The organism is Streptomyces sp. N50 (assembly GCF_033335955.1).
In the GTDB taxonomy this organism is placed as follows: Bacteria; Actinomycetota; Actinomycetes; order Streptomycetales; family Streptomycetaceae; genus Streptomyces.
Genome location: NZ_CP137549.1, coordinates 3,727,521 through 3,749,281, shown reverse-complemented (window position 1 = coordinate 3,749,281; position 21,761 = coordinate 3,727,521). Strand labels below are relative to the sequence as shown.

The 21,761-nt window shown below is 70.8% G+C and carries 20 protein-coding genes and 1 pseudogene; 19 read left to right on the top strand and 2 right to left on the bottom strand.

Features of this window, described 5'->3' with window-relative positions; all coding sequences use genetic code 11:
• Positions 1 to 313 precede the first annotated feature (313 nt).
• The 14 genes from R2B38_RS16350 (at position 314) to R2B38_RS16285 (ending at position 15,927) form a co-directional block, all read left to right on the top strand.
• Positions 314 to 3,877 (top strand): ALF repeat-containing protein, encoded by a 3,564-nt coding sequence (locus R2B38_RS16350; protein ID WP_318016890.1) that lies wholly within the window; start codon positions 314 to 316, stop codon positions 3,875 to 3,877.
• Between the two features lie 21 nt (positions 3,878 to 3,898).
• Positions 3,899 to 4,225, top strand: coding sequence for a hypothetical protein (locus tag R2B38_RS16345; RefSeq protein WP_318016889.1), 327 nt, complete (start codon positions 3,899 to 3,901; stop codon positions 4,223 to 4,225).
• A gap of 1,203 nt (positions 4,226 to 5,428) precedes the next feature.
• Positions 5,429 to 5,953, top strand: coding sequence for a thiamine pyrophosphate-binding protein (locus R2B38_RS16340; protein WP_318016888.1), 525 nt, complete (start codon positions 5,429 to 5,431; stop codon positions 5,951 to 5,953).
• 3 nt (positions 5,954 to 5,956) lie between these two features.
• Positions 5,957 to 6,535, top strand: coding sequence for a thiamine pyrophosphate-dependent enzyme (locus tag R2B38_RS16335; protein WP_318016887.1), 579 nt, complete (start codon positions 5,957 to 5,959; stop codon positions 6,533 to 6,535).
• Complete coding sequence (locus tag R2B38_RS16330) at positions 6,532 to 7,557, top strand: hypothetical protein (protein WP_318016886.1); 1,026 nt, start codon at positions 6,532 to 6,534, stop codon at positions 7,555 to 7,557. The genes R2B38_RS16335 and R2B38_RS16330 overlap by 4 nt, the downstream gene beginning before the upstream one ends.
• Positions 7,554 to 8,495: an isocitrate lyase/phosphoenolpyruvate mutase family protein gene (locus tag R2B38_RS16325; protein WP_318016885.1), complete on the top strand. Its 942-nt coding sequence runs from the start codon at positions 7,554 to 7,556 to the stop codon at positions 8,493 to 8,495. Before R2B38_RS16330 ends, R2B38_RS16325 begins: the two co-directional genes overlap by 4 nt.
• Entirely contained in the window at positions 8,492 to 9,613 is a 1,122-nt protein-coding gene (locus R2B38_RS16320; RefSeq protein ID WP_318016884.1) for a hypothetical protein, read from the top strand. The genes R2B38_RS16325 and R2B38_RS16320 overlap by 4 nt, the downstream gene beginning before the upstream one ends.
• Entirely contained in the window at positions 9,610 to 10,086 is a 477-nt protein-coding gene (locus R2B38_RS16315) for a YjbQ family protein (RefSeq protein WP_318016883.1), read from the top strand. Before R2B38_RS16320 ends, R2B38_RS16315 begins: the two co-directional genes overlap by 4 nt.
• Positions 10,083 to 11,225 (top strand): alanine--glyoxylate aminotransferase family protein, encoded by a 1,143-nt coding sequence (locus tag R2B38_RS16310; protein WP_318016882.1) that lies wholly within the window; start codon positions 10,083 to 10,085, stop codon positions 11,223 to 11,225. Before R2B38_RS16315 ends, R2B38_RS16310 begins: the two co-directional genes overlap by 4 nt.
• Entirely contained in the window at positions 11,225 to 11,533 is a 309-nt protein-coding gene (locus tag R2B38_RS16305; protein ID WP_318016881.1) for a glutaredoxin domain-containing protein, read from the top strand. The genes R2B38_RS16310 and R2B38_RS16305 overlap by 1 nt, the downstream gene beginning before the upstream one ends.
• Positions 11,530 to 12,732 (top strand): ATP-grasp domain-containing protein, encoded by a 1,203-nt coding sequence (locus tag R2B38_RS16300; RefSeq protein WP_318016880.1) that lies wholly within the window; start codon positions 11,530 to 11,532, stop codon positions 12,730 to 12,732. Before R2B38_RS16305 ends, R2B38_RS16300 begins: the two co-directional genes overlap by 4 nt.
• 20 nt (positions 12,733 to 12,752) lie before the next feature.
• On the top strand, positions 12,753 to 13,412 hold the full coding sequence (locus tag R2B38_RS16295; RefSeq protein WP_318016879.1) for a metallophosphoesterase family protein: 660 nt from the start codon (positions 12,753 to 12,755) through the stop codon (positions 13,410 to 13,412).
• Entirely contained in the window at positions 13,409 to 14,566 is a 1,158-nt protein-coding gene (locus R2B38_RS16290) for a hypothetical protein (RefSeq protein ID WP_318016878.1), read from the top strand. The genes R2B38_RS16295 and R2B38_RS16290 overlap by 4 nt, the downstream gene beginning before the upstream one ends.
• Complete coding sequence (locus R2B38_RS16285; RefSeq protein WP_318016877.1) at positions 14,563 to 15,927, top strand: MFS transporter; 1,365 nt, start codon at positions 14,563 to 14,565, stop codon at positions 15,925 to 15,927. The genes R2B38_RS16290 and R2B38_RS16285 overlap by 4 nt, the downstream gene beginning before the upstream one ends.
• A gap of 1 nt (position 15,928) precedes the next feature.
• Here R2B38_RS16285 and R2B38_RS16280 read toward each other — a convergent pair whose 3' ends face one another.
• Positions 15,929 to 16,405, bottom strand: coding sequence for a GNAT family N-acetyltransferase (locus R2B38_RS16280; protein ID WP_318016876.1), 477 nt, complete (start codon positions 16,403 to 16,405; stop codon positions 15,929 to 15,931).
• Between the two features lie 91 nt (positions 16,406 to 16,496).
• On the opposite strand from R2B38_RS16280, the gene R2B38_RS16275 reads away from it, so the two are divergent.
• On the top strand, positions 16,497 to 17,300 hold the full coding sequence (locus R2B38_RS16275; protein WP_318016875.1) for an exodeoxyribonuclease III: 804 nt from the start codon (positions 16,497 to 16,499) through the stop codon (positions 17,298 to 17,300).
• Here the strand turns inward: R2B38_RS16275 and R2B38_RS16270 are convergent.
• Positions 17,288 to 17,932: a MerR family transcriptional regulator gene (locus R2B38_RS16270; RefSeq protein WP_318021704.1), complete on the bottom strand. Its 645-nt coding sequence runs from the start codon at positions 17,930 to 17,932 to the stop codon at positions 17,288 to 17,290. The genes R2B38_RS16275 and R2B38_RS16270 overlap by 13 nt on opposite strands.
• 184 nt (positions 17,933 to 18,116) lie before the next feature.
• Between R2B38_RS16270 and R2B38_RS16265 the strand changes: the two genes are divergently transcribed.
• The 4 genes and pseudogenes from R2B38_RS16265 to R2B38_RS16250 all read left to right on the top strand — a co-directional run bounded on the left by R2B38_RS16265 (position 18,117) and on the right by R2B38_RS16250 (position 21,745).
• Positions 18,117 to 19,637, top strand: a complete 1,521-nt coding sequence (locus R2B38_RS16265; RefSeq protein WP_318016874.1) for an NAD(P)/FAD-dependent oxidoreductase — start codon at positions 18,117 to 18,119, stop codon at positions 19,635 to 19,637.
• Entirely contained in the window at positions 19,634 to 20,560 is a 927-nt protein-coding gene (locus R2B38_RS16260) for an alpha/beta hydrolase (protein ID WP_318016873.1), read from the top strand. Before R2B38_RS16265 ends, R2B38_RS16260 begins: the two co-directional genes overlap by 4 nt.
• Positions 20,557 to 21,467: pseudogene (locus tag R2B38_RS16255) on the top strand (SDR family oxidoreductase). The gene R2B38_RS16260 and the pseudogene R2B38_RS16255 overlap by 4 nt, the downstream one beginning before the upstream one ends.
• A 92-nt stretch (positions 21,468 to 21,559) precedes the next feature.
• Positions 21,560 to 21,745 (top strand): hypothetical protein, encoded by a 186-nt coding sequence (locus R2B38_RS16250; RefSeq protein WP_318016872.1) that lies wholly within the window; start codon positions 21,560 to 21,562, stop codon positions 21,743 to 21,745.
• Positions 21,746 to 21,761 lie beyond the last annotated feature (16 nt).

Below are 21,761 nucleotides of genomic sequence, written 5' to 3'. Positions count from 1 at the left end.
CGGGCACGGGCTATCGCCACTTCTTCCTTCCGGTTGGTTTTGAGGGACTCCCGTAGGACCCACATGATTTTCACAAGTAAAGCACATGTAAGCTGCACCTCTCCGCAACATCTCGCAGGTCAGGGGAAGTTGTGTGATCACCAGAGCGCTCCGCGAACGCATCGACTTTCACTTCGGCAAGTAATCCCCGTTGTGGGTCATATGCATTAATCCGGACATTCCGTTTCGCGGGATGCGGGCGCGGGCTCATTTCCAGTTGTGTCTTATGCGCGGCGCGCACGGTCTCCGTGTGCGCCGAGAGAGAGGTGACAGGGTGGCAAGACGACCACTCACGTCGACGGGACAGCCGAGGCGTTTCACACCGAAGGTCCCCGGCGGGCGGCGACTGCCGGCTCTGCGCAGGAGCGTCGCGCTCCTCCTGCCCGCGGCCCTGTTCACCGGCTTGCTGGGATCGTCCGCACCGGCCTTCGCCGACACCGACGAGGACGGCGTCCTCATCCCGTCGGCACGCTCCGAGGCCGTCGACTACTGGACGACAGGCGGCGCCGGCGTCAAGGAAGCCGCCAAACAGGCTCTGCTCGGTTCGGACGAGGACATCAGGAAGTTCCTCGACGACGTACCGGCGATCCAGTACGACGACGACTACGTGGACGCCAGCCGCGTCATCAACGAGGGCGGTCCGGCCGTGCGGGAGGCCGCCAAGGCGGCACTCGCGGGTACCCCCGAAGATCTGCGCGCTTTCCTGAAGGACGGTTGGAAGGCGCCGCTCGAACAAGACCAGGAGGTCGAAGCCTCCAAGGTCATCAACTACGGCGGCCCCGGTGTGCAGGAGGCCGGCAAGGCCGCTCTGCGGGGTGGCGCCGCCGAGATCGAGAAGTTCCTCGACACCGGTCAGTACGACGAACGGGAGATCGACAACGAGGTCGCGGTCTCCAAGCTCATCAACTCAGGCGGCCCCAATGTGAAGGCGGCCGGCAAGCTCGCGCTGCGGGGCACGCCGGACGACATCAATGAGTTCCTGGAGATCGGCCAGTTCACGGCCCGCGACCGCGACCAGGAGCACGCCACCATTGAAGAGCTGACCGCCCAGGCGGAGGCGGCCGGCAAGCAGGCGCAGGAGGCGACCGACAAGGCCGAGGCCGACTCGGCCAAGGCCATCGCGGCGGCCGCCCAGGCGGAGAAGGCCGCGGAGAAGGCCGCCAAGGAGACCGCGGCGGCCAAGAACGACTCGAAGATGGCCGCGTACAAGGCCCAGCAGGCAGCGGCCGCGGCACGGCAGGCGGCCGCCGCGGCGCAGACCGCGATCGGTGCGGCCAACGAGGCCAACCACTCCGCGCGTATCGCGGCGCTCGCCGCCGCGCAGACCGCTTCGGCCGCGGCGGTGGCCGCGGACGCGGCGGACGACGCCTACAACGCGGCCATCGCCGCGGGCAAGGACAAGAGCAAGGCAGCGGCCGCCGCCGATCAGGCCAAGAAGGCCCGCGCCGCCGCCGACCTGGCCAAGAAGTCCGGGCAGGCCGCGCAGAAGGCCGGTGACGCCTCCAGGGCCGCCGCCACCGCGGCGCATGCGGCACGCGGCGCTGGTACGAGCGCCGACGCGGCCGCTGACGCGGCCGATCAGGCCAACACCGCCGCCGAGGCCGCGGGGATCCACTCCGGTGAGGCCAAGGCCGCCGCAGCGGAGACGCGTCGTCATGCCGCCGAGGCCAATCGTGCCGCGGACGCCGCCGAGGCGCTGGCCAACAAGTCGGCCGACGCCGCGGACGAGGCCCGCGACTACGCCGACTCGGCCGCCGAGCACGCCGACAAGGCGGCAGATGCCGCCGACGCGGCGGCCACATTCGCCGGAACGGCTGCCGATGCCGCGAAGCTGGCCACCACGCACGCGGCCGCGGCCCAGGACGCCGCCGGAACGGCCACGAAGGCAGCCGCGACCGCGCACAAGGTGTTCGGCATCGCACGGGAGACCGAGGCGGAGGACCTGACCACCCGCACCAACGCCGCGATCGAAGTCGCCAGGACCGACAAGCTCAACACGATTCAGCTCGGGTCCGAGAAGGCCGGCATCGCCGTACTGGGCAGGAACCTCGACACCACCCGGACCGCCCTCGCCGCCGAGGCGGCCGAGCCCGACGCCGACATCGCCGCGCTCGCCACGAAGGGGCGTCAGCTCGCCCTGGACGCGATGAAGACGCGTGGCCCCTGGGTGCGTCAGGCCGCCGCCGACGCCCTCTCCGGCACGGACGCGGACGTCGTGACGTTCCTGCGCACCGGCTGGGACACGGCCAAGCAGCGCGAGACCCGTGATGCGGTCACCGAGCTGAGCACCAACAGCCCCTACGCCGGCGTCCGCACGGCCGCCACCACTGCTCTCACGGGCGACGACGAAACCGTCAGCGCCTTCTACACCACCGGCCAGTACACCGCCGGTGCGGTCGACATGGAAGTCGAGGTCTCCAAGCTCGTCAACGCCGGCGGCCCTGGGGTCCAGGAGGACGGCAAGGCCGCCCTCGCCGACGGCAGCGGCAAGGCACTCGCGGCCTTCCTCACGACCGGCCAGTACATCGCCCGCAACACCGACGAAGAAGTCGAGGCGTCCAAGCTGGTCAACGCCGGCGGACCGGAAGTCCGGTCAGCGGCGAAGGTGGCCCTGGCCGGTCCCGCCGCCGATCTGCACGACTTCATCGCCGTCGGGCAGTACATGGCCGACCGCAAGGACCAGCTCGCCGCCACCCATGTCGCACAGGTCACGGGGCTGATCGCCCAGGCCGACGCGATCTCCGCCACGGCACGGTCGAACGCCTGGCTGGCATCCCAGGCCGCGTTCGCCGCCAACGGCGCCGCCGACAAGGCACAGGACGCGGCCAACCGGGCCGCCGACTCCGCACGTGAGGCATCCGGCTACGCGCAGGACGCGGACGCCTCCGCCGACCAGGCGCAGATCAGTGCGAACAAGGCCGCTCAGTCCGCCACCACCGCACGCAACGCCGCAGCCGCCGCGGACCGGGACGCGGCGGCCGCCACCGAATCCGCAGCCCAGGCCCAGTGGTCCGCCACCTACGCCTACAACTCGGCTGCCTCGGCCGACAGTTCCGCTGCTCAGGCGCAGCAGTCCGCCCTCGACGCGGGCAAGAGCGCCGCTGACGCCAAGGCTGACGCCACGGCCGCCTGGAAGCGGACGGTCGACCTGCGCAAGCAGGAAGAGTCCGCGGCCCGCAAGGCGGCCGAAGAGGACCGGAAGAAGGACGCGGCAGCCAACAGAAAGCCCCGCTGCGTCCCCCGCTACCGGGAGGGCGGAGTCGACTACGAACTTCTGCGGTGTGTCGACGATGGCGGAGTCGTGGCCTCCGTCCCAGACGATCCCACCCTCACCGCCATCGCCTGGGTGCTCACCAATACTGACCTCCTGATCGAATGCCAGGAGAACCTGTCAGTCACGAACCTGAAGTGCGGCGAGTACCTCGCCATGATGTTCCCCGCCTTCGGCGAGGCCAGGGCCGTCAAGGGTCTCGCAGACCTCAAGCACTTCAAGGACGTCAAGAAAGTCGTCGAGGCCACCCGACTCGGGAAGATCGGCGAACTCGGGGAGGTGGTCCTCAAGGACGGGAAGCCGCTCGGCGTGGCCGACAGTCCGGGCGTGCAGATGATCACGCGGGACGAGATAGGGAAAGTGGCCGATGGCATCCGTGCGAAGCTCGGCGCCCCCGATCAGGTGACCCAGGTCCCAGGCAAGGGAACCGTCGAGGTGTGGAAGTTGGACGGCGGCAACGTCAACTACCGCAATTTCAGTAGTTCCGGTGGAGGCGGCGACACCACCATCGACCTGACCAAGGATCTGATAAAAGAGTTCGGTTTCAAGCGATATCACGCGAAGTAAGTCCAGACGGAAGGCAGTTCGATGAGTGGGATCTATGAATCCGAGCTCGACTACCTGGTGCAATACGGAGAGACGTCCTCTGTCTACTTCACTATTCTCTGGGACGCCGCCGAGACGGTGGCCGGTGACGGAAGCTCGGTTTCCGACGTGCAGAAAGCAGCCATCAGACTCGTTGGCGGCATGCTTGATCGCGGTATCCGAGTCGGCGATGTCAGTCCTCGGGAGGGTGAGGAAGTAATCCCCTGGGATCTCTCTCGTGAAGAGATTCTCCGCCGCATCGAGCGGGAGATGCGGATGTACGACGACCCGGCCGACTACATCAACATCTGTTGGTTCAGCACGCACTGAACGAACGGCAAGCCAGGATCCTGTCCGGAAGATCGTGTTTCGATCTTCCGGACAGGTCCGGAACTGGTATCGGGCATGTCCGAAGCAATGGCGAACGAGGATGCGGGGGATGTGTGAGCGGGCGGGCGAGTGCTGTTGGCGATGCCGGACTCATATCGCTGCCGCTCTTCTCCACGCCGCCGATCCTGAACCCGAGCCGAGGATCCGGGTCGTCACATGCCCGTGGCGGCGCGGGTCGGACCCGCTCGTGAACACCCCACCGCAATGGCTGTCCTCTGCTTTCCCGAGGCGTGGGTTGCTCGGTGCGGCTTTCCCTGGGGAACGGAAGCTTGCTCCGAGGAACTGCCCGCGCTGGGCGACCGGCACCTGACCTGCTCCTGCGGCGTGAACGGTCATGCCCAGGCGCTCCCTCACCGCGGGGCGCCGCGCGGACCTGGTCCGCATCGAACTCCTCGAACCCGCCGGCTCAAGGACGACGTTCCTCCAGCTGGCGGAGGCGTGCGGGCAGAGCCGCCGGCAAGCACGACGGGTGCCGGACCTGAGCGCGGCTTCCGCTTCTGCGCGAGCGGGGCGAACCGGAGGAACGGGAACGGACCTGGACCAGCGGACCGCCCACCCGGTTCCGCCGCCCGTTCTCACATGGCGAGGACACGAGACCGTCCGCGATGGCTGTCGGAACCGGCTCGCGAGCCGGACGGCGTCGAGCGGGGGAGTGACGGCTCGGCCTGATCCGGACCCGGGCGACGGGGCTTTCCTGGAATCGCCGATCCGTGGTCGGTGCGGTTTCCGCTGCCCGGCGAATCGGCGGCGCCCGCGCGGCCCGCAGTGTACCCGGCGCGGAGAACCGGCAGTCGTTTCTGGCCGATCCATGAAGCACGGCTGTTCAATGGCGGCGGCCGGACCGCGGCGCTCCGGAATCCCTGGAATTTCCGTAGAGCTTTGTCCGAATTCACTGGGCGGGGCAATTTCAAACATCTAGATCAAGACATCAACGTGGGCAGATTTGATCGCTCGGCGAGGCTTCCGAGGTGTCCGGAAAATGAGGATATGCAATGAATTATTCAACCGGAAATTGAATGCAAGGGTTTCAGCAAGCGGTTGCGCATCCCTTGCTGTTCATGCAAGATCCACTTCGGCCTGGGGGCGTATCAGCGCTCCTCGGCGGACCAGCCGCTTCCGTGCTTCGTAGCAGAAAGGTCGTTCATGCAGCCTGCTTCATCGTTAATCGAGACGTCCGGGGCGACCACTGCGGAAACCTTGCTCAATGCCCTCGTAACACGCGGGCATTCCCACTTCACCGGAGTGCCGTGCTCCCTTTTGAAAGGGCTCTTCCGGCTGCTTGAGGAACCCGGCTGCGCGGCCACCTACATACCGGCGGCCCGCGAGGACAGTGCCCTGGGAGTGGCCTCGGGCCTTGCCGTGGCGGGGGCCCGTCCCGTGGTTCTCATGCAGAACTCGGGACTCGGCTATTCGCTGAACGTCCTCACCTCGTTCAACCTCATCTACGACGTCCACCTGCCGATCATCGTCAGCTGGCGGGGACACGACGGCAACGACGCGGTCGAGCACGACGTCATCGGCCGCGAACTCACCCGGCTGCTGGACGTGTTCGGGCTGCCCTGGACCGTGCTGGACAACCAACGGCCCGAGGACTCGGTCGACGCGTTCCTCAAGCAGTACGACTCCGGCCGCAGCACCGCCGTACTCATCGTCCGGGAAGGGGTGTGAGCCGTGCTGGACATCCGTGACGCCCTCGGGGCGCTGCTGGAGCGCGAGCCGTCCGCCCTGACGGTGAGCACCTGCGGCTACATCACCCGCGACCTGTACAACATCAGCGATCGCCCGAACCACTTCTACCTGGTCGGATCGATGGGGATGGCCGCCCCGATCGGCCTCGGCATCGCCCTCGCCCACCCCGGACGGCGGGTCCTGGTCCTGGACGGCGACGGCTCGTACGCCATGAATCCGGGCTGTCTGCCGATGATCGCCGAGCACCGGCCGAACCTGGTGCACGCCGTCCTCGACAACGGCGCCCACGAGAGCACCGGCGGCCAGCGCACCGTCGCCCCCGGCGACTGGGCGGCCATGGCCCTCGCGGCCGGTTACGCGGCCGCGTACACCGTGGACGGTCTCGACGAACTGGCCGCCCTGGACCTCACCGCCACACCCGCGCTGGTCCGTATCCGCTGCGCGCCCCGCACCCACCCGGCGGGCAGGCGCGTGGAACTGACACCGCAGCAGCTGGTGTCCCGCTTCCGTGCCGAACTGGCGACCGCCGGGGCGCCGGCCCGTGCGGGAGGAGCCGCGTGAAGCCGATCCTGCTCGACTGCACCCTGCGCGACGGCGGCAACCAGAACGACTGGCAGTTCACCCCCACCGACGTGCACACCATCGTCAGCACCCTGGACGCCGCCCGGGTCGACGTCATCGAGGTCGGCTATCGCGGTGGCTCCGGCAGCAGGGCGAGCGCGACGGCCGGTCCGTCGGCGCACTGCACGCCGGAGTACCTGGCGGCCCTGCCGGACGTCTCCCACGCCGAACTGGCCGTGATGGTCGTGCCCACCGTGTGCCCCGTGCAGGCCATGGCCGACCTCGGCGACAGCCCGGTGTCGATGGTGCGCATCGCCGCCTACCCGTGGAACATCGACGGGGTCCCGGAGTACGTCCGTGCCGTACGCGCGCTGGGACTGAAGGTCGGCGTCAACCTGATGGCCGTCAGCTACACCACGCCCGAGCAGCTGGCGGGCATCGCGGACACGGTGGCCTCCGAACTCCCGGACGTCTTCTACATCGCCGACTCCTTCGGCGCGCTCACCCCGGACGACGTACGGCAGCGCGTCGGACTCCTCGCCGAACGGCTGCCGATCCCGCTCGGCATCCACGCGCACAACAACCTCGGCCTGGCCGCCGCCAACGCGCTGGCCGGTCTCGACTCCGGGGTCGGCTGGCTGGACGCCTCGCTGTGCGCGATGGCCAGGGGCGCCGGGAACCTCGCCACCGAGCAGGCCGCGGCCTTCCTCACCGCGTGGCCCCGCTACGAGACCCACGCCGATCTCGCCCTCGTCTGCGAGGCCGCCGAGTACGTGGCCGAACAGGTGCTGCCCCGTCCCATGACGGTCCGCCGGGCCGAGATCGCCGCCGGGATCAACGACCACCACTTCTACTTCCAGGACCGCATCGAGAAGATCAGCGCCCGCCACGGCCTCGACCCGTGGGAGGTCGGGCGGCGGATCGGCGCGGCGCAGCCGCGCAAGGTCCTGGACGAGACGGTCGAGCGGCTGTGCCGGGAACTGGCCGACGGACGACAACTGACCGAAGGAAGGGAAGCATGACCGACAACCGACCGCTTCAGCACGACGCCGGGACCGGCGCGACCCCCCTCAGCGCCGCCCAGCGGCTGCGCGCCGCGCTGCACGCCCCGCGGCTGGCCCGTGCCATGGGCGCGCACAACCCGCTCAGCGCACGGCTCGCCGAGGAGGCCGGCTTCGACCTCGTCTGGGCCAGCGGGCTGGAGATCTCCGCCTCGGCCGGCGTCCCGGACGCCAACATCCTCGCCATGGGCGACTGCCTCGACGCGGCGGCCGATCTGTCGGCGGCGGTGGACATCCCCGTCCTCGCGGACTGCGACTCGGGCTTCGGGAACGTCAACAACGTCATCCACATGGTGCGCTCCTACGAGGCACGCGGCGTGGCCGGCGTATGCATCGAGGACAAGCAGTTCCCCAAGCTCAACAGCTTCATCGAGGGCAACCAGGACCTCGCCCCGCTGGACGACTTCGCGGGCAAGATCCGGGCCGCCACGGAGACCCGTACCGACATGGTCGTCGTGGCCCGGCTGGAGGCGCTGATCTCCGGGCAGGGCATGGACGAGGCGCTGCGCCGGGCCGACGTCTACGAGCGCGCAGGCGCGGACGCCCTGCTCATCCACTCCAAGCGCAAGGACCCGGAGGAGGTCTTCGCCTTCCGTGAGGCCTACCGCGGCGACCTCCCGGTGATCGTCGTACCGACCACCTACAACCAGGTCACCGTCGAGGAGCTGGAGCGGGGCGGCTTCGCCATGGCGATCTACGCCAACCAGGCGCTGCGCAGCTCGATCCGGGCCATGCGGGACACCCTCACCAAGATCATGCGGGACGGCACCACCCACCATGTGGAGGGCGAACTCGTCCCGGTCAAGGAGATCTTCGACCTTCAGCGCGCTCCTCGGATGCTGGAACAGCAGGAGCGCTACGAGTCCCTGGGACGCGAGCTCGCGGAGGCAGCACAGTGACCACCTTCCCCACCGCCACCGCGGCACGGCTGGACTTCCACGGCACCCCGCTCGACCTGGAGATCGAGGACGGCGCCGACATCGAGGACGCGCTGGCCTTCCTCGCCACGCATCTGACCGCCCGCGGGACGAGGTCCGACGACAGCGGCCGCGTGCCGGTCGCGACCCTGCGGATCCATGCCGCGGCCCCCGACGGCATCGCTCCTGGGGCCGGGACCCCGCAGGAGGACATCTTCCTCCGCAAGAGCGCCAGCGAGTTCTTCACCGTCCCGGCCCGGCGGGCCGTCGTGGACGGCAGGGAGTACCTGGAGTGCACCAAGACGGGCACCCGCTTCGTCTTCGACCGTGCCGCGCGCGTCGTCGACGTGGCGCTCGGCGCCGGCGGGCACATGGACCTGGTGGAGCTGGTGCGCGACCTCGTGCTGAAGCACCAGGAGAACACCGGGGCCGCCGTGCTGCACGCCACCGCCGCCTACCGGGACGGCGAGGTCGTACTGGTCACCGGGGCGAAGGGGGCCGGCAAGAGCACGCTGCTGCTGGAACTGGTGGAGCACTTCGGCTACCAGGTGCTCAGCGGCGACAAGACCGTGCTGCACGAGCTGCCGGACGGCTCCGTCGTCGCGGCCGGCTGGCCCGACTACCCGCACCTCGGCTACGGCACCGTCGCCAAGTACCCGGGGCTGAAGGAGATCGCCGGCATCGGGGACGACTACGTGCCCGCCGAGGGCCACGCGTTCTCGCCGGTCGGGAAGTTCGCGGTCGACCCGCTGCCGTTCCGGGACCGGTTCCCGAGCGCCCCGGTCGGGGTGCGGGTGCCCGTCGCGGCGATCCTGCACCCGGCGATCGGCCCCGGCGGCGACACGGTCGTGGAGCCGCTGGCCGGCGGCCGGCAGGAGCACGCCGACGCGCTGCGGGCGAACGTGGAGTCGGCCTTCGACGGCGCCAACGCCGGCTGGCACCACTACCTCGACGACGGCCGCGCCGCCCACGCCGAGCAGATCGCCCGCATCACCGCCGTCCTGGCGGAGGTGCCCGCCTGGACCGTGACCGGGCCGGGCGACCTGACGGCCGCGAACGTGCCGCCGGTGATCGCCGGCCCCGCGGAGGTGGCCCGGTGATCGAGCTGACGGTCGAGAGCACCGGCCTCAACTCCCACTACGACCTCACCGACCGGATCGCCGCCGCCCTCCAGGAACACGGCACGGGCGACGGGCTGGCCGGGGTCTTCGCGCACGGAAGCACCATCGGGCTCACCGTCATGCGCTACGAACCGGGCGCCGTACAGGACCTGTTGCGGACCCTGGAGCGCGTCGCGCCGGAGTCTCCCGCCGACGGCGGCCGGTATCTGCACGAGCTGACCACCGCCGACCCCAACGGCTTCTCCCACCTGAAGTCGTCGCTGCTCGGCACCAGCCTGCTCGTCCCCTTCCGGGACGGCCGCCTCGCCATGTCGCCGAGCCACCGCGTGGTGCTCTTCGACTTCGACCTCAAGCCCGCCACCCGCCGCGTCTTCGTCGACGCGCCCCGGCCCGCGGCCCCCGCCGGCCACGACACCGACGTACAGAGCGATGTGAAGGAGGACAGCCGGTGAAGCTGCGGCTGGCCACACCCGGACCCACCGAAGTGCCCCAGCGCCTGCTGCTGGCCGGGGCCCGCGAGATCATCCACCACCGCTCCACCGAGATGGAGCAGCTGATCCACGAGATCAGCGGCGGTCTGCCCCCGCTGTTCGGCACCACCGCCCCCGTGTACACCATCGCCTCCTCCGGGACCGGCGCGATGGAGGCCGCGGTCGCCAACTGCTTCACCGCGGGCGACGAGGTCCTGGTCGTCTCCAACGGCTACTTCGGCGAACGCTTCCAGGCGATCTGCCGCAACTACGGCCTCGTCGTGCACGTCGTGGAGAGCGACTGGGGCACCAGCGCCGACCCCGCGCGGGTGGCCGCGGCCCACCGTGAACACCCCGGCATCCGGGGCGCGTTCGTCGTCTACAGCGAGACCTCCACCGGTGCGCTGAACGACGTGGAGGCCATCGGGCGGATCTTCCGGGACACCGACGTGACCGTGGTCGTCGACGCGATCAGCGGCCTGCTCGTCCATCCGCTGGAGATGGACGCGTGGGGCCTGGACGTGGTCCTCGCGGCTTCCCACAAGGGCTTCATGCTGCCCCCCGGGCTCGCCTTCATCGCCCTGTCCGACAAGGCGTGGACGGCGGTGGAGCGGTCCGGCGGGCCGAACTACTACTGGTCGTTCGAACGGCTGCGGCAGTTCTACCCGATGTCGTCCTCGTCCCCCGCGGTGTCGCTGCTGCTCGCCCTGCACGAGTCGCTGAAGATGCTGGACGAGGAGGGCACGGAAGCCTTCCGCGCCCGGCACGCGACCCTCGGCAGGGCGGCCGAACGCGCCCTGCTCGCCCTGGGGTTCAGCACCTTCGTCAAGGAACCGCACCGCCGCAGCCACGTCATCACCTCGGCGCTCGCCCCCGAGGGCATCGACACCGGGCAGCTGCTGAAGACGCTGTCCGCGTCCTACGGCCTCACCATGACCGGCGGCCAGGCCCACCTCAAGGGCCGGCTGATCCGGGTCGGACACGTGGGAGCGGCCGACGCGCTGGACCTGAGTGCCGTCTTCGGCGCCCTGGAGATGGCCCTGCTCGACCTCGGCCACCGGTTCACCCCGGGTTCCGGTGTCGGTGAGATCATCCGCACGTTCCACGAGGAAGGCCGCTGATGCTCGTCCTGTTCCAGCGAGAGACCTGCCCGGACTGCAAGCCGGTGCGTGAACTGCTCACCAGGCTCCAGGTGTCCTACATCAACATCAACGTGCCCAAGCCCCGCGAGGAGCGGCACGAGCTGATCCGCACCACGGGCAGCAAGTTCATCCCGGCCCTGGTCGACGGGGCGACCGTGATACCGGGCAGGCTCCGGGAGAACGCGGACATCATCGCGTATCTCAAGGAGCGCTTCGGGGATCCGGACGCGGTGGCGCCACCGGCGACCGAGGCAGCCGGGACGGCCCGGCCGGAGCCCGTCGGATGACATCCGGGCAGCGGGTGCCTGCGACACCGCGTCTCGCGGTGATCGCGGGCACCCCCCAACTGGTGGGCGCGGCAAAGGAGTTGGGGGTCGACACCGTCTTCGTGCACGACGCCGCCGAAGCCGCGCCCGCGCAGGCGGCGGAGGCCGACACGGTCCTCGCCACGGACCTGGCGGACACCGACGCCCTGCACGCGGCGCTGGCGCCGCTCCACGCGGACCGCCCCTTCGGCCGTGTGCTGTCCCTCACCGAGCGCGGTCTGCTGCCCGCGGCCGCCCTCGCCGAACGGCTCGGCACGCCCGGCAACTCCCTGCACACCGTGGGCCTGCTCCAGGACAAGCGGCGTATGCGGGAACTCCTCAACGCCCGCGGGATCGCCCCCGTACGCACCGCCGCACCGCGCACCGCCGCGGACCTCGCCGAGTTCTGCCGTACGACGGGCGGGCCCGTGATCCTCAAACCGGCCACCGGAACGGCCAGCCAGGCCGTGTTCCGGGTGGCCGGGCCGGGGGACGCGGAGGAGATCTGGCAGGCGTTCGAGGCGGCGGGCGGCACCCGGCCGGTCGCCGAGGAGTACCTCGACGGACCCGAGATCAGCGTGGAGACCTTCTCCTGCGACGGGAAGCACACCGTCCTCGCCGTGACCGACAAACTGGTCGGACCGTCCTTCGTGGAGACCGGCCACACCCTGCCCAGCGCCCTGCCGGCCCCGGTGCTGGACGAGGTCGCCGCCCTGGTGGTCACCTTCCTCGACGCGGTCGGCCTGATCGAGGGCCCCGCGCACACCGAGGTCAAGGTCACCGGGAACGGTCCGCGCGTCCTGGAGTCCCACAACCGCGTCGGCGGCGACAAGATCCGTGAACTGCTGCGCCGGGCCTACGGCCTGGACGTCGTAAGCCTCACGGCGGGCTGCCCGCTCGGCCTGGTGCCCCCGCCCGCCGAGGCGCCCGTCGCCCGCCGGGGAGCGGCGATCAGGTTCCTCACCCCGTCGCCCGGGACGGTCCGCAGGATCACCGTGCCCGACCTAGGCGACTCGACCGCCGAGGTCCGGCTGGACGTGGCGGTCGGTGACGGCGTCGGCCCGGTGCGCCGTTCCGGGGACCGGTCCGGCTACGTCATCGCCGACGGCACGGACGCCGCCGAGGCCGCCCGCCGCTGCGAGCAGGTGGCGGGCCGGGTGCTGATCGAGACGGGTGAGTGAGTGCCGTGCGCCATGCCGTCGTGACCGACATCCACGGTGACACCGCCCGGCTGCGGGCCGTGCTGGAACGGATCCGGGAGCAGGGAGTGGACCGGGTGGTCTGCCTCGGCGACGTCTTCGAGTGCCGCGTCGGCAAGAAGGAGGCCGCCGGATACGCGTTCGGCGGCCGGCTCGCGGACGTCTTCGACCCCGACCCCGGACTCGCCCGGCTCCTGGACGGCGCGCTGCTCGTGCGCGGCAACCAGGAGGAGCGGATCCGCTCCCTCGTGCCCGGTCCCGAACTGCCCGGCTGGACCCGCCCGTTGCTCGACGCCCCGCTGGAACACCGCACCGGCTTCGCCCTGTACTGCCACGGTCATCCGCTGCCGTGGCGCGAACTGGAGCCCGGTACATGGTGTCCGGCGGACGCGGACTTCCCCGGCCGCGCCCTGGTCCACGGGCACCATCACCGCAGCGCCCTGTACCGGCTGCGGTCCGTCGGCGGTGGTCCGGCCCGGGCGGTGCGCGTGCCGTTCCGGTTCGGCGAGCCGGTGCCGCTCGCCGCGGACGGCCGCTTCGTCGTCAACGTCGGCTCCGTCACCCGCTGCACCCCCGACCGCGGCCCCTCGCCCGCCTGGGCCGTCGTCGACGAGGACGCCGCCACCGTCACCCACCACCACGCCGAAGAGGAGACCATGTGACCCGGCAGGTGCTTCTGCTCAACTCCGACAAGCCGGAGGCCCTCCAGGCGCTGACGCGCCGGACCGACGTGACCGTCCGCGTCATCACCCGCAAGCGGTACGCAGACCTGTACCGGGACCACGAGGTGGCGTACGTCGACAGCTTCGCCGAGCTGGCGCAGGTGGAGCGTGCGGCGTACGGCCTCGCCGCGAGCGGTCCCGTGGACCACGTGGTCGCCGCCACCGAGAAGAGCGTGGTGGCGGCCGGCCTCGTCCGCACCCTGCTCGGGGTGGACGGACCCGGCGTGGACCAGTCCCTGTGGGCCACCCACAAACGGGCGATGAAGGACCGGCTGCGCGCCGCCGGTCTGCCGGTGACGGACTACGCCCAGGCGGCCGCGGTCGACGACGTGCCCTCGGCGGCGCGCCGGACCGGCTGGCCCGTCGTGATCAAGCCGGTGTTCGGCGCCGCGTCGCAGTGCACCCACCGCGTCGCCTCGGCGGCGGAGTTCGCCGAACGGCACCGCGCCGACGCCTACGCGGACCTCGCGGACCTGCGGCTGCCGGTCCAGGTCGAGCGCCTGGTGCGGTTCACGCACGAGTACCACTGCGACGGCGTCGTCCACGACGGCGAGGTGTCGCACGCCGCCGTGTCGCGCTACTTCCTCCCGCCGCCGGTCACGACGCCGAGCCTGAACAGCGGGTACGTGGCCGACCCTGCGGACCCCTTCGCGCAGGAGGTCCTGGCGCTGCACCACCGGGTGGTCGCCGCCCTCGGCCTGCGGGCCGGGGTCACGCACCTGGAGGTGTTCCGCACCGACGCGGGTCCGGTCATCGGCGAAGTGGCGATACGGCCGGGCGGCATGGGCATCTCCCGTATGTGGTGGCATGCCTTCGGCGTGGACCTGTGGGAGGAGTTCGTCCGGGTCTCGATCGGTGAGCGGCCCGGCCGCCCGCCCGGCCGGCCGCGCACCGGGATCGTCGGCCGCACCCGGCTGCCCGCGCTGCCCGGCCTGCGCGAGCGGGTGGCGGCCCTCCCCGGCGTACTGGAGGTGCGTACCCCCGAGGAGTGCTTCAGCCCCGGTCACCTGGAGGCGTACCTCACCGCCGCCGACGAGGGTTCCGCCGAGGCGTTCATCGCCCGGCTGCACACGATGGCGGTGGCCGCGCAGTGAAACCGCCCGTACCCCGGAACAGCGGCTCGCCCACGGCGGCGTCCGCACCGGACTCCGCCGGGAGCACCGGCTCGCGCGCGGGGCGAACTGCCCCCGGGCGGGCGCGCGCCGTGTTCGACGCCTGTGTGCCGCCGCCCGGGGACTCCCGTCTGCTGGCCGTCTCCTGGCTGGTCAAGACCGTCGGCAGCGGCCTGTACCTGACCACCAGCACCCTGTTCTTCACCCGGGTGGTCGGGCTGCCCGTGCGCCAGGTCGCTTCCGGTCTCACCCTGGCGGGCGTCGTGGCGCTGGCCGGCGCCATACCCCTGGGCAAGCTGGCGGACCGGTTCGGTGCCTCGCGCACCTACACGGTCCTCCTGGGCATCCAGTTCGCCACGATGGCCGCGCTCGCCTTCGCCCGCACCTTCCCGGCGTTCCTGGCGCTCGTCCTGGTCTTCCTCCTCGCCGAGCAGGGCAGCACCGCGGCGCGCGGAGCGCTGGTGGCCACGGTCGGGGAGGGCACCGAGCGGGTACGGCTGCGGGCCTATCTGCGCGTGGTGACCAACGTCGGCATCACCATCGGTGCGGCGGCATCGGCACTGGTCATCCAGGCCGACACCGCGGCCGGATACATGGCGCTCCTGTGGTGCACCGCGCTGACCTACCCGGCGGCGGCGGTGCCGCTGCGGTGGCTGCGCTCCCGGAGCCCCCTCCCCGATGGGGGGACCTCCGGGGCAGGCGGCCCGCGGAAGGCGGAGCGCGCCGGTTCCGGCTGGCAGGTCCTGCGGGACGCGCGGTACGCCGCCGTCACCCTCATCTGCGGTGTCCTCTCCCTCCAGGCGCAGATCCTGTCCTTCGCCGTGCCGCTGTGGGTGCTCCAGCACACCCATGCGCCGCCGGTTCTGGTGTCGGGCATCGTGGCCGTCAACACGGTGATGGTGATCTGCCTCCAGATCCGGTTCAGCCGCGGCGCCGAGGACGACGGGCGGGCGGCCCGGATGTGCCGCCGCTCGGGGATCGCGCTGTTCGTCGCCTGCGCGCTGGTGTCGTTCACCGGCGGGATGGGCGGCTGGGCCGCGACGGGGCTCCTGCTGCTGTTCGCGGCCGCGCTCACCCTCGGCGAACTGTGGCTGTCGGCGGGTTCGTTCGGGCTGAGCTTCTCGCTCGCGCCGGACGGCATGCACGGTCAGTACCAGGGTTTCTTCTCCCTGGGCCGCGGTGCCGCCACCGCCGTGGCCCCGTCGCTGATCGCGGTGCTGTGTCTCGGCGACCATCCCCACGCGGGCTGGCTGGCCCTGGGCGCCCTGTTCGCCGTGGCCGGCGCGGCGGCGCCTTTCGCCGTCCGGGCGCGGGGCGTCGCGGTACCCGGGCCGTCGCTCTAGATCACAGCGCCTTCGCGAAGCACCGGCTCTCGTCGTGGAAGCGGTAGTAGCCGAACTTCACGCAGGGCTCGTAGCCGCTGGAGGTGTAGAGGGCGATGGCCTCCGGCTGCTTGGTGCCGGTCTCCAGGACCATGCGGGTGCGGCCGGCCGCGCGGGCGTCGTCCTCCAGGGCGGCCAGCATGCGGCGGGCGAGGCCCAGGCCGCGGGACTGTTCGATCACGTACATGCGCTTGAGTTCGGCGTCGCCGTCCTCGTTGCCCTCGCCGTTGGCGTCCTGGGAGCGCCAGCCGCCGGTGGCGACGGGGTCGTCGTGCTCGTCGTACGCGATGAGGTACACGCCGTTCGGCGGGGTGAAGTCCGACGGGTCCAGGACCGTGGCGTCGCCGCCGTCGCCGTAGCGGTCGTGGTACTCCGCCTGGACCTGGTCGTTCAGCTTGACGGCGTCGGGGTGGTCGAACGGGACGGGTCGTATATTCATGCCGAGTATCGTACTTCTATGCGTTGGGAGGGTCTGCGAAGGTCCGGGTGGGGAATCCGGACCCCGTCCAGTGTGCCGGTAGTGTGCCCGGGTGCTGACTGTGACCTCTGTCAATGTGAACGGACTGCGAGCCGCCGCGAAGAAGGGCTTCGTGGAGTGGCTCGCGGAGACCTCCGCCGATGTGCTCTGCCTGCAGGAGGTGCGCGCCGAGCCGCAGCAGCTGCCGGAGCACGTCCGCACCCCCGAGGGCTGGCACGTCGTGCACGCCCCGGCCACCGCCAAGGGCCGTGCGGGTGTCTCCCTCTACACCCGCCGCGAGCCGGACCGGGTCCAGGTCGGCTTCGGGTCGGCCGAGTTCGACGGCAGCGGCCGCTACGTCGAGGCCGACCTCCCTGGTGTCACGGTCGCCAGCCTCTATCTGCCCTCCGGCGAGGTCGGCACCGAGCGGCAGGACGAGAAGGTCCGCTTCATGGGCGAGTTCCTCGTCCATCTGAAGGACCTGCGTGCGCGGGCCGCCGCCGACGGCCGCGAGGTCGTCGTCTGCGGTGACTGGAACATCGCCCACCAGCCCGCCGACCTCAAGAACTGGCGCGCCAACCAGAAGAGTTCCGGCTTCCTGCCCGAGGAGAGGGCGTGGCTCAGCCAGGTCTTCGACGCGGAGGACGGGGCGTACGTCGATGTCGTGCGCGGCCTGCATCCGGACGTCGAGGGTCCGTACTCGTGGTGGTCCTACCGAGGGCGGGCGTTCGACAACGACAGCGGATGGCGCATCGACTACCACGTCTCGACGCCCGGCCTCGCCGCCAAGGCGGTCAAGGGATACGTCGAGCGCGCGGCCACGCACGACGAGCGCTGGTCGGACCACGCGCCGGTGACGGTGGTCTACGACCTCTGAGGCCCCTGGCCGCCGCCCTGTTGCAGCCGCCGGTCCATCGCCATCGACAACTCCGCCTCCACGACGCTCTTCGCCAGCGGGCGCAGTCGTTGCAGGTCCTCCGCCGTGCGGCCCTCGGAGACGACCAGGTCGGTGAAGAGTTCGGCGAGGGCGTCCGTGTGCGCGCGGACGCGGCGGCCCGCGCTGAGGACGTCGGCGAGGGGGATGCCCTCGCGGACCAGCGCGGCCGTGACGTCGAGGAGACGGCGGCTGATGTGGACGATCTCGCCGCCGTCGGTGCCGAGGTAGCCGAGTTCCAGTGAGGCGGCGAAGTTCTCCGGGGTCGCCTGGTCGCCGAAGTAGTCGGCGAGGGCCTCCGGGGTCAGCCGCACCGGCGTCTCCTCGGTGGGTGCGCCCAGCCCCAGCAGCTCGCCCACGTTGCGGCCGTGGTCGAAGGCCTCGGCGAGTTCCGCGATGCCGTTGAGGGTGTGGCCGCGCTCCAGCAGCGCCGAGATGGTGCGCAGGCGGGCCAGGTGCGTCTCGTCGTACCAGGCGATACGGCCCTCCCGGCGCGGCGGGTGGATGAGTTTGCGCTCGCGGTAGAAGCGCAGGGTGCGCACCGTGATGCCGGCCTCCTCGGCCAGTTCCTCCATGCGGTACTCGCGCTTCTCCGCCGGTTCCGCCTTCTCCGCCTTCTCCGCCACGCCCGCACCCTACGTCGTACCCGGGGTAACTTTCGTCGTCCCGACCCCTACCCATGAGTACGAAGCTGCCCTACGCTCCGATTGCGCCAGTGTTCACTGGCGCGGTCGAGTGGGTCGTAGGGAAGGGCACGGGATGACCGAACGCGAGCATGTGCGGGTGGCGGTGATCGGGTCCGGGTTCGGCGGGCTGGGGGCCGCGGTGCGGCTGCGGCGCGAGGGCGTCACCGACTTCGTCGTCCTGGAGCGGGCCGACAGCGTGGGCGGGACCTGGCGGGACAACAGCTATCCCGGCTGCGCCTGCGACGTACCGTCCCATCTGTACTCGTTCTCCTTCGCGCCGAACGCCGACTGGCCGCGCACCTTCTCCGGGCAGGAGCACATCCGCGCGTACCTGGAGAACGTCGCGGACGTCTTCCGGATCCGGCCGCACATCCGCTTCAACTCCGAGGTCAAGAAGGCGACTTGGGACGCGGAGCGGCTGCGGTGGGACATCGAGACCACCGGCGGTTCCTACTCCGCCGACCTCGTCGTCTCCGCCACCGGGCCGCTGTCCGACCCCAAGATCCCGGACATACCCGGGCTCGACTCCTTCCCCGGCAAGGTCTTCCACTCGGCCCGCTGGGACCACGACTACGACCTGCGCGGCAAGCGCGTCGCCATGGTCGGCACCGGTGCCTCCGCGATCCAGATCGTGCCGGAGATCCAGCCCGACGTGGAGCGCCTCACCCTCTTCCAGCGCACCCCGCCCTGGGTGATGCCCCGCGTCGACCGCCCCATCAGCGCCGCCGAACGCGCCCTGCACCGCGCGCTGCCCTTCACCACCCAGGCCCGGCGCGGACTCCTGTGGGGCATAAGGGAGTTGCAGACCACGGCGTTCACCAAGCGGCCCAACGAGCTCGTCCTGGTGGAGCAGTTGGCCAAGAAGAACATGGCCCGTGCCATCAAGGACCCGGCTCTGCGCGCCAGACTCACCCCCGACTACCGCATCGGCTGCAAGCGGATCCTGCTCTCCCGCACCTACTATCCGGCCCTCGCCCAGCCCAATGTCGACGTCGTGGCAAGCGGGTTGAGCGAGGTCCGCGGTTCGACGGTCGTCGCGGCGGACGGTACCGAGGCCGAGGTCGACGCGATCGTCTTCGGTACGGGCTTCCACGTCACGGACATGCCGATCGCCGAGCGGGTCGTCGGCGCGGACGGGCGCACGCTCGCCGAGGCGTGGCAGGGCGGAATGCAGGCGCTGCGCGGCTCCTCCGCGGCCGGGTTCCCGAACTGGATGACCGTCATCGGGCCCAACACCGGCCTCGGCACCTCCTCCATGATCTTCATCATCGAGTCGCAGCTGAACTATCTCGCCGACTACATACGGCAGTTGGACGTCCTGGGCGGCCGCGTCGCCCTCGACGCCCGGCCGGGCGCGGTGAGCGCGTGGAACCGGCGCGTGCAGGACCGTATGAAACGCACGGTGTGGAACACGGGCGGCTGCACGAGCTGGTACATGGACGCCTCCGGCCGCAACACCACCATCTGGCCCGGCACGACGGCCGAATTCCGCAAGGCCACAAGGCGAGTCGACCTCACCGAGTACGAGGTGGTCCGGGCGAAGGCTGGAAGGAAGACGGAGGCGGCGACGGAGGCGGAGGTGGTGGACGCGTGAGCCGACTGATGCACGTCTCGTCCGGGCCGTACGCCCCGCCCGTCCCCGCCCGCGAGCTCACCGTCACCTCGGCCGACGGCTCCCGGCTGCACGTCGAGGTGCACGGCCGCGAGGACGCGCCCGCCGTCGTCCTCGCGCACGGCTGGACCTGTTCCACGGCCTTCTGGGCCGCGCAGATACGGGACCTGTCCGCCGATCACCGCGTGATCGCCTACGACCAGCGGGGGCACGGGCGCAGTCCGGTGGCCGTCGCGCACAGTACCGACGCGCTCGCCGACGACCTGGAAGCCGTACTGGAGGAGACGCTCGCGCCCGGGGAGAAGGCCGTGGTCGCCGGGCACTCCATGGGCGGGATGGCCGTGCTGGCCGCCGCCGGGCGGGCCGGGTTCCGCGAGCACGCGGTGGCCGTTCTGCTGTGCAGTACGGGGAGTTCGCGGCTGGTCGACGAGTCGCTCGTGGTGCCGTTGCGGGCCGGGCGGATGCGGACCCGGCTGACCCGGAAGATACTGGGGACGCGGGCGCCGCTCGGGCCGGTCACGCCGACCGCGCGGCGGATCCTCAAGTACGGGACGATGGGCCCCGGTTCGGCCCCGCACATGGTCGAGGCGGTCGCGCGGATCGTGCACGCGTGTCCGCGGGCCGTGCGGTACGCGTGGTCCCGGGTGCTCGATTCACTCGATCTCGACCACGGGGTACGGGAGTTGGCGGTGCCGACGGCCGTCGTCGTCGGGTCGGCGGACCGGTTGACGCCGCCGGTGCACGCGCGGGCGTTGGTCGCCGCGCTGCCGAACTGTGTCGGGATCACGGAGTTGCCCGGGCTCGGTCATATGACGCCCGTCGAGGCGCCGGAGCTGGTCGGCGCGAAGATCCGTGAACTGGTCGCCGTGTACGTGGAGTTCGATCAGGTCGAGGAGGGCGCATGAGCAACAGGGGCAATCTTGAAGGGCAGGTCGCGGTCGTGACCGGGGCCGCGCGGGGTGTCGGCGAGTTGCTCGCCCGCAAACTCTCCGCGCGCGGGGCCGAGTTGGCGCTGGTCGGGCTGGAACCGGACGCGCTGAAGCAGGTCTCCGAGCGGCTGCACACCGACAGCGATCACTGGTACGCCGATGTCACCGACCATGAGGCGATGGCCCGGGTGGCAGGCGAGGTGAAGGAGCGGTTCGGGAAGGTCGACATCGTCGTCGCCAACGCGGGGGTCGCGAGCGGGGGGCCGTTCGTCGACTCCGATCCGGTCGCCTGGCGGCGGGTGATCGAGGTGAATCTGATCGGGTCCGCCGTGACCGCGCGGGCGTTTCTGCCCGTGCTGATGGAGAGCCGGGGGTATCTGCTCCAGATCGCCTCGCTGGCCGCGATCACTCCGGCGCCGATGATGACCGCGTACTGCGCGTCCAAGTCGGGGTCGAGGCGTATGCGCACAGCTTGCGGGCCGAGGTCGGTCACAAGGGGGTGCGGGTCGGGGTCGGGTATCTGTCGTGGACCGACACGGACATGGTGCGGGGGGCTGATCAGGACGCGGTCATGCGGGAGTTGAGGGAGCGGTTGCCCTGGCCGTCGAACAAGACGTATCCGCTCGGGCCGGCGGTCGACCGGATCGTCGCGGGGATCGAGCGGCGGTCGAGTCATGTGTACGGGCAGTGGTGGTTGCGGGGGATGCAGGGCGTGCGGGGCTATCTGCCGGGGGTCATCGGGTCCGTGGGGCAGCGGGAGATGCGGCGGTTCGGGTCTCGGCTGGAGGGGATGCGGTCGGGGCTTGTGGGGGCGGGTGGGGCGGCGGACGAAGCGGCGCGGGCCGCGGCGCGGGCTGCTGTGCGTGTCACGGAGGGTGACTGATCGAAATGCGGGGTTTGTCCTGGCGTGTGAATCTGGTCGAGGCCCCAACGAGGGGCCCACAAGTACCCCCCTCAGTACGGGAGTGAACCCACATGGGTATGAAGGACCAGTTCCAGGACAAGGCCAAGGACCTCGCGGACAAGGCCAAGGAGCGTATGGACCAGGGCAAGGACCAGGCGCGGGATCGTGGGCAGCGGCGGGACGAGGATGTTGAGCGTTCGGGGCAGGGGGCGCCGGAGCGGATGGACCGGGAGATGGACCAGGACTACGACGTGTAGTTGAGGTCTGGTTGCG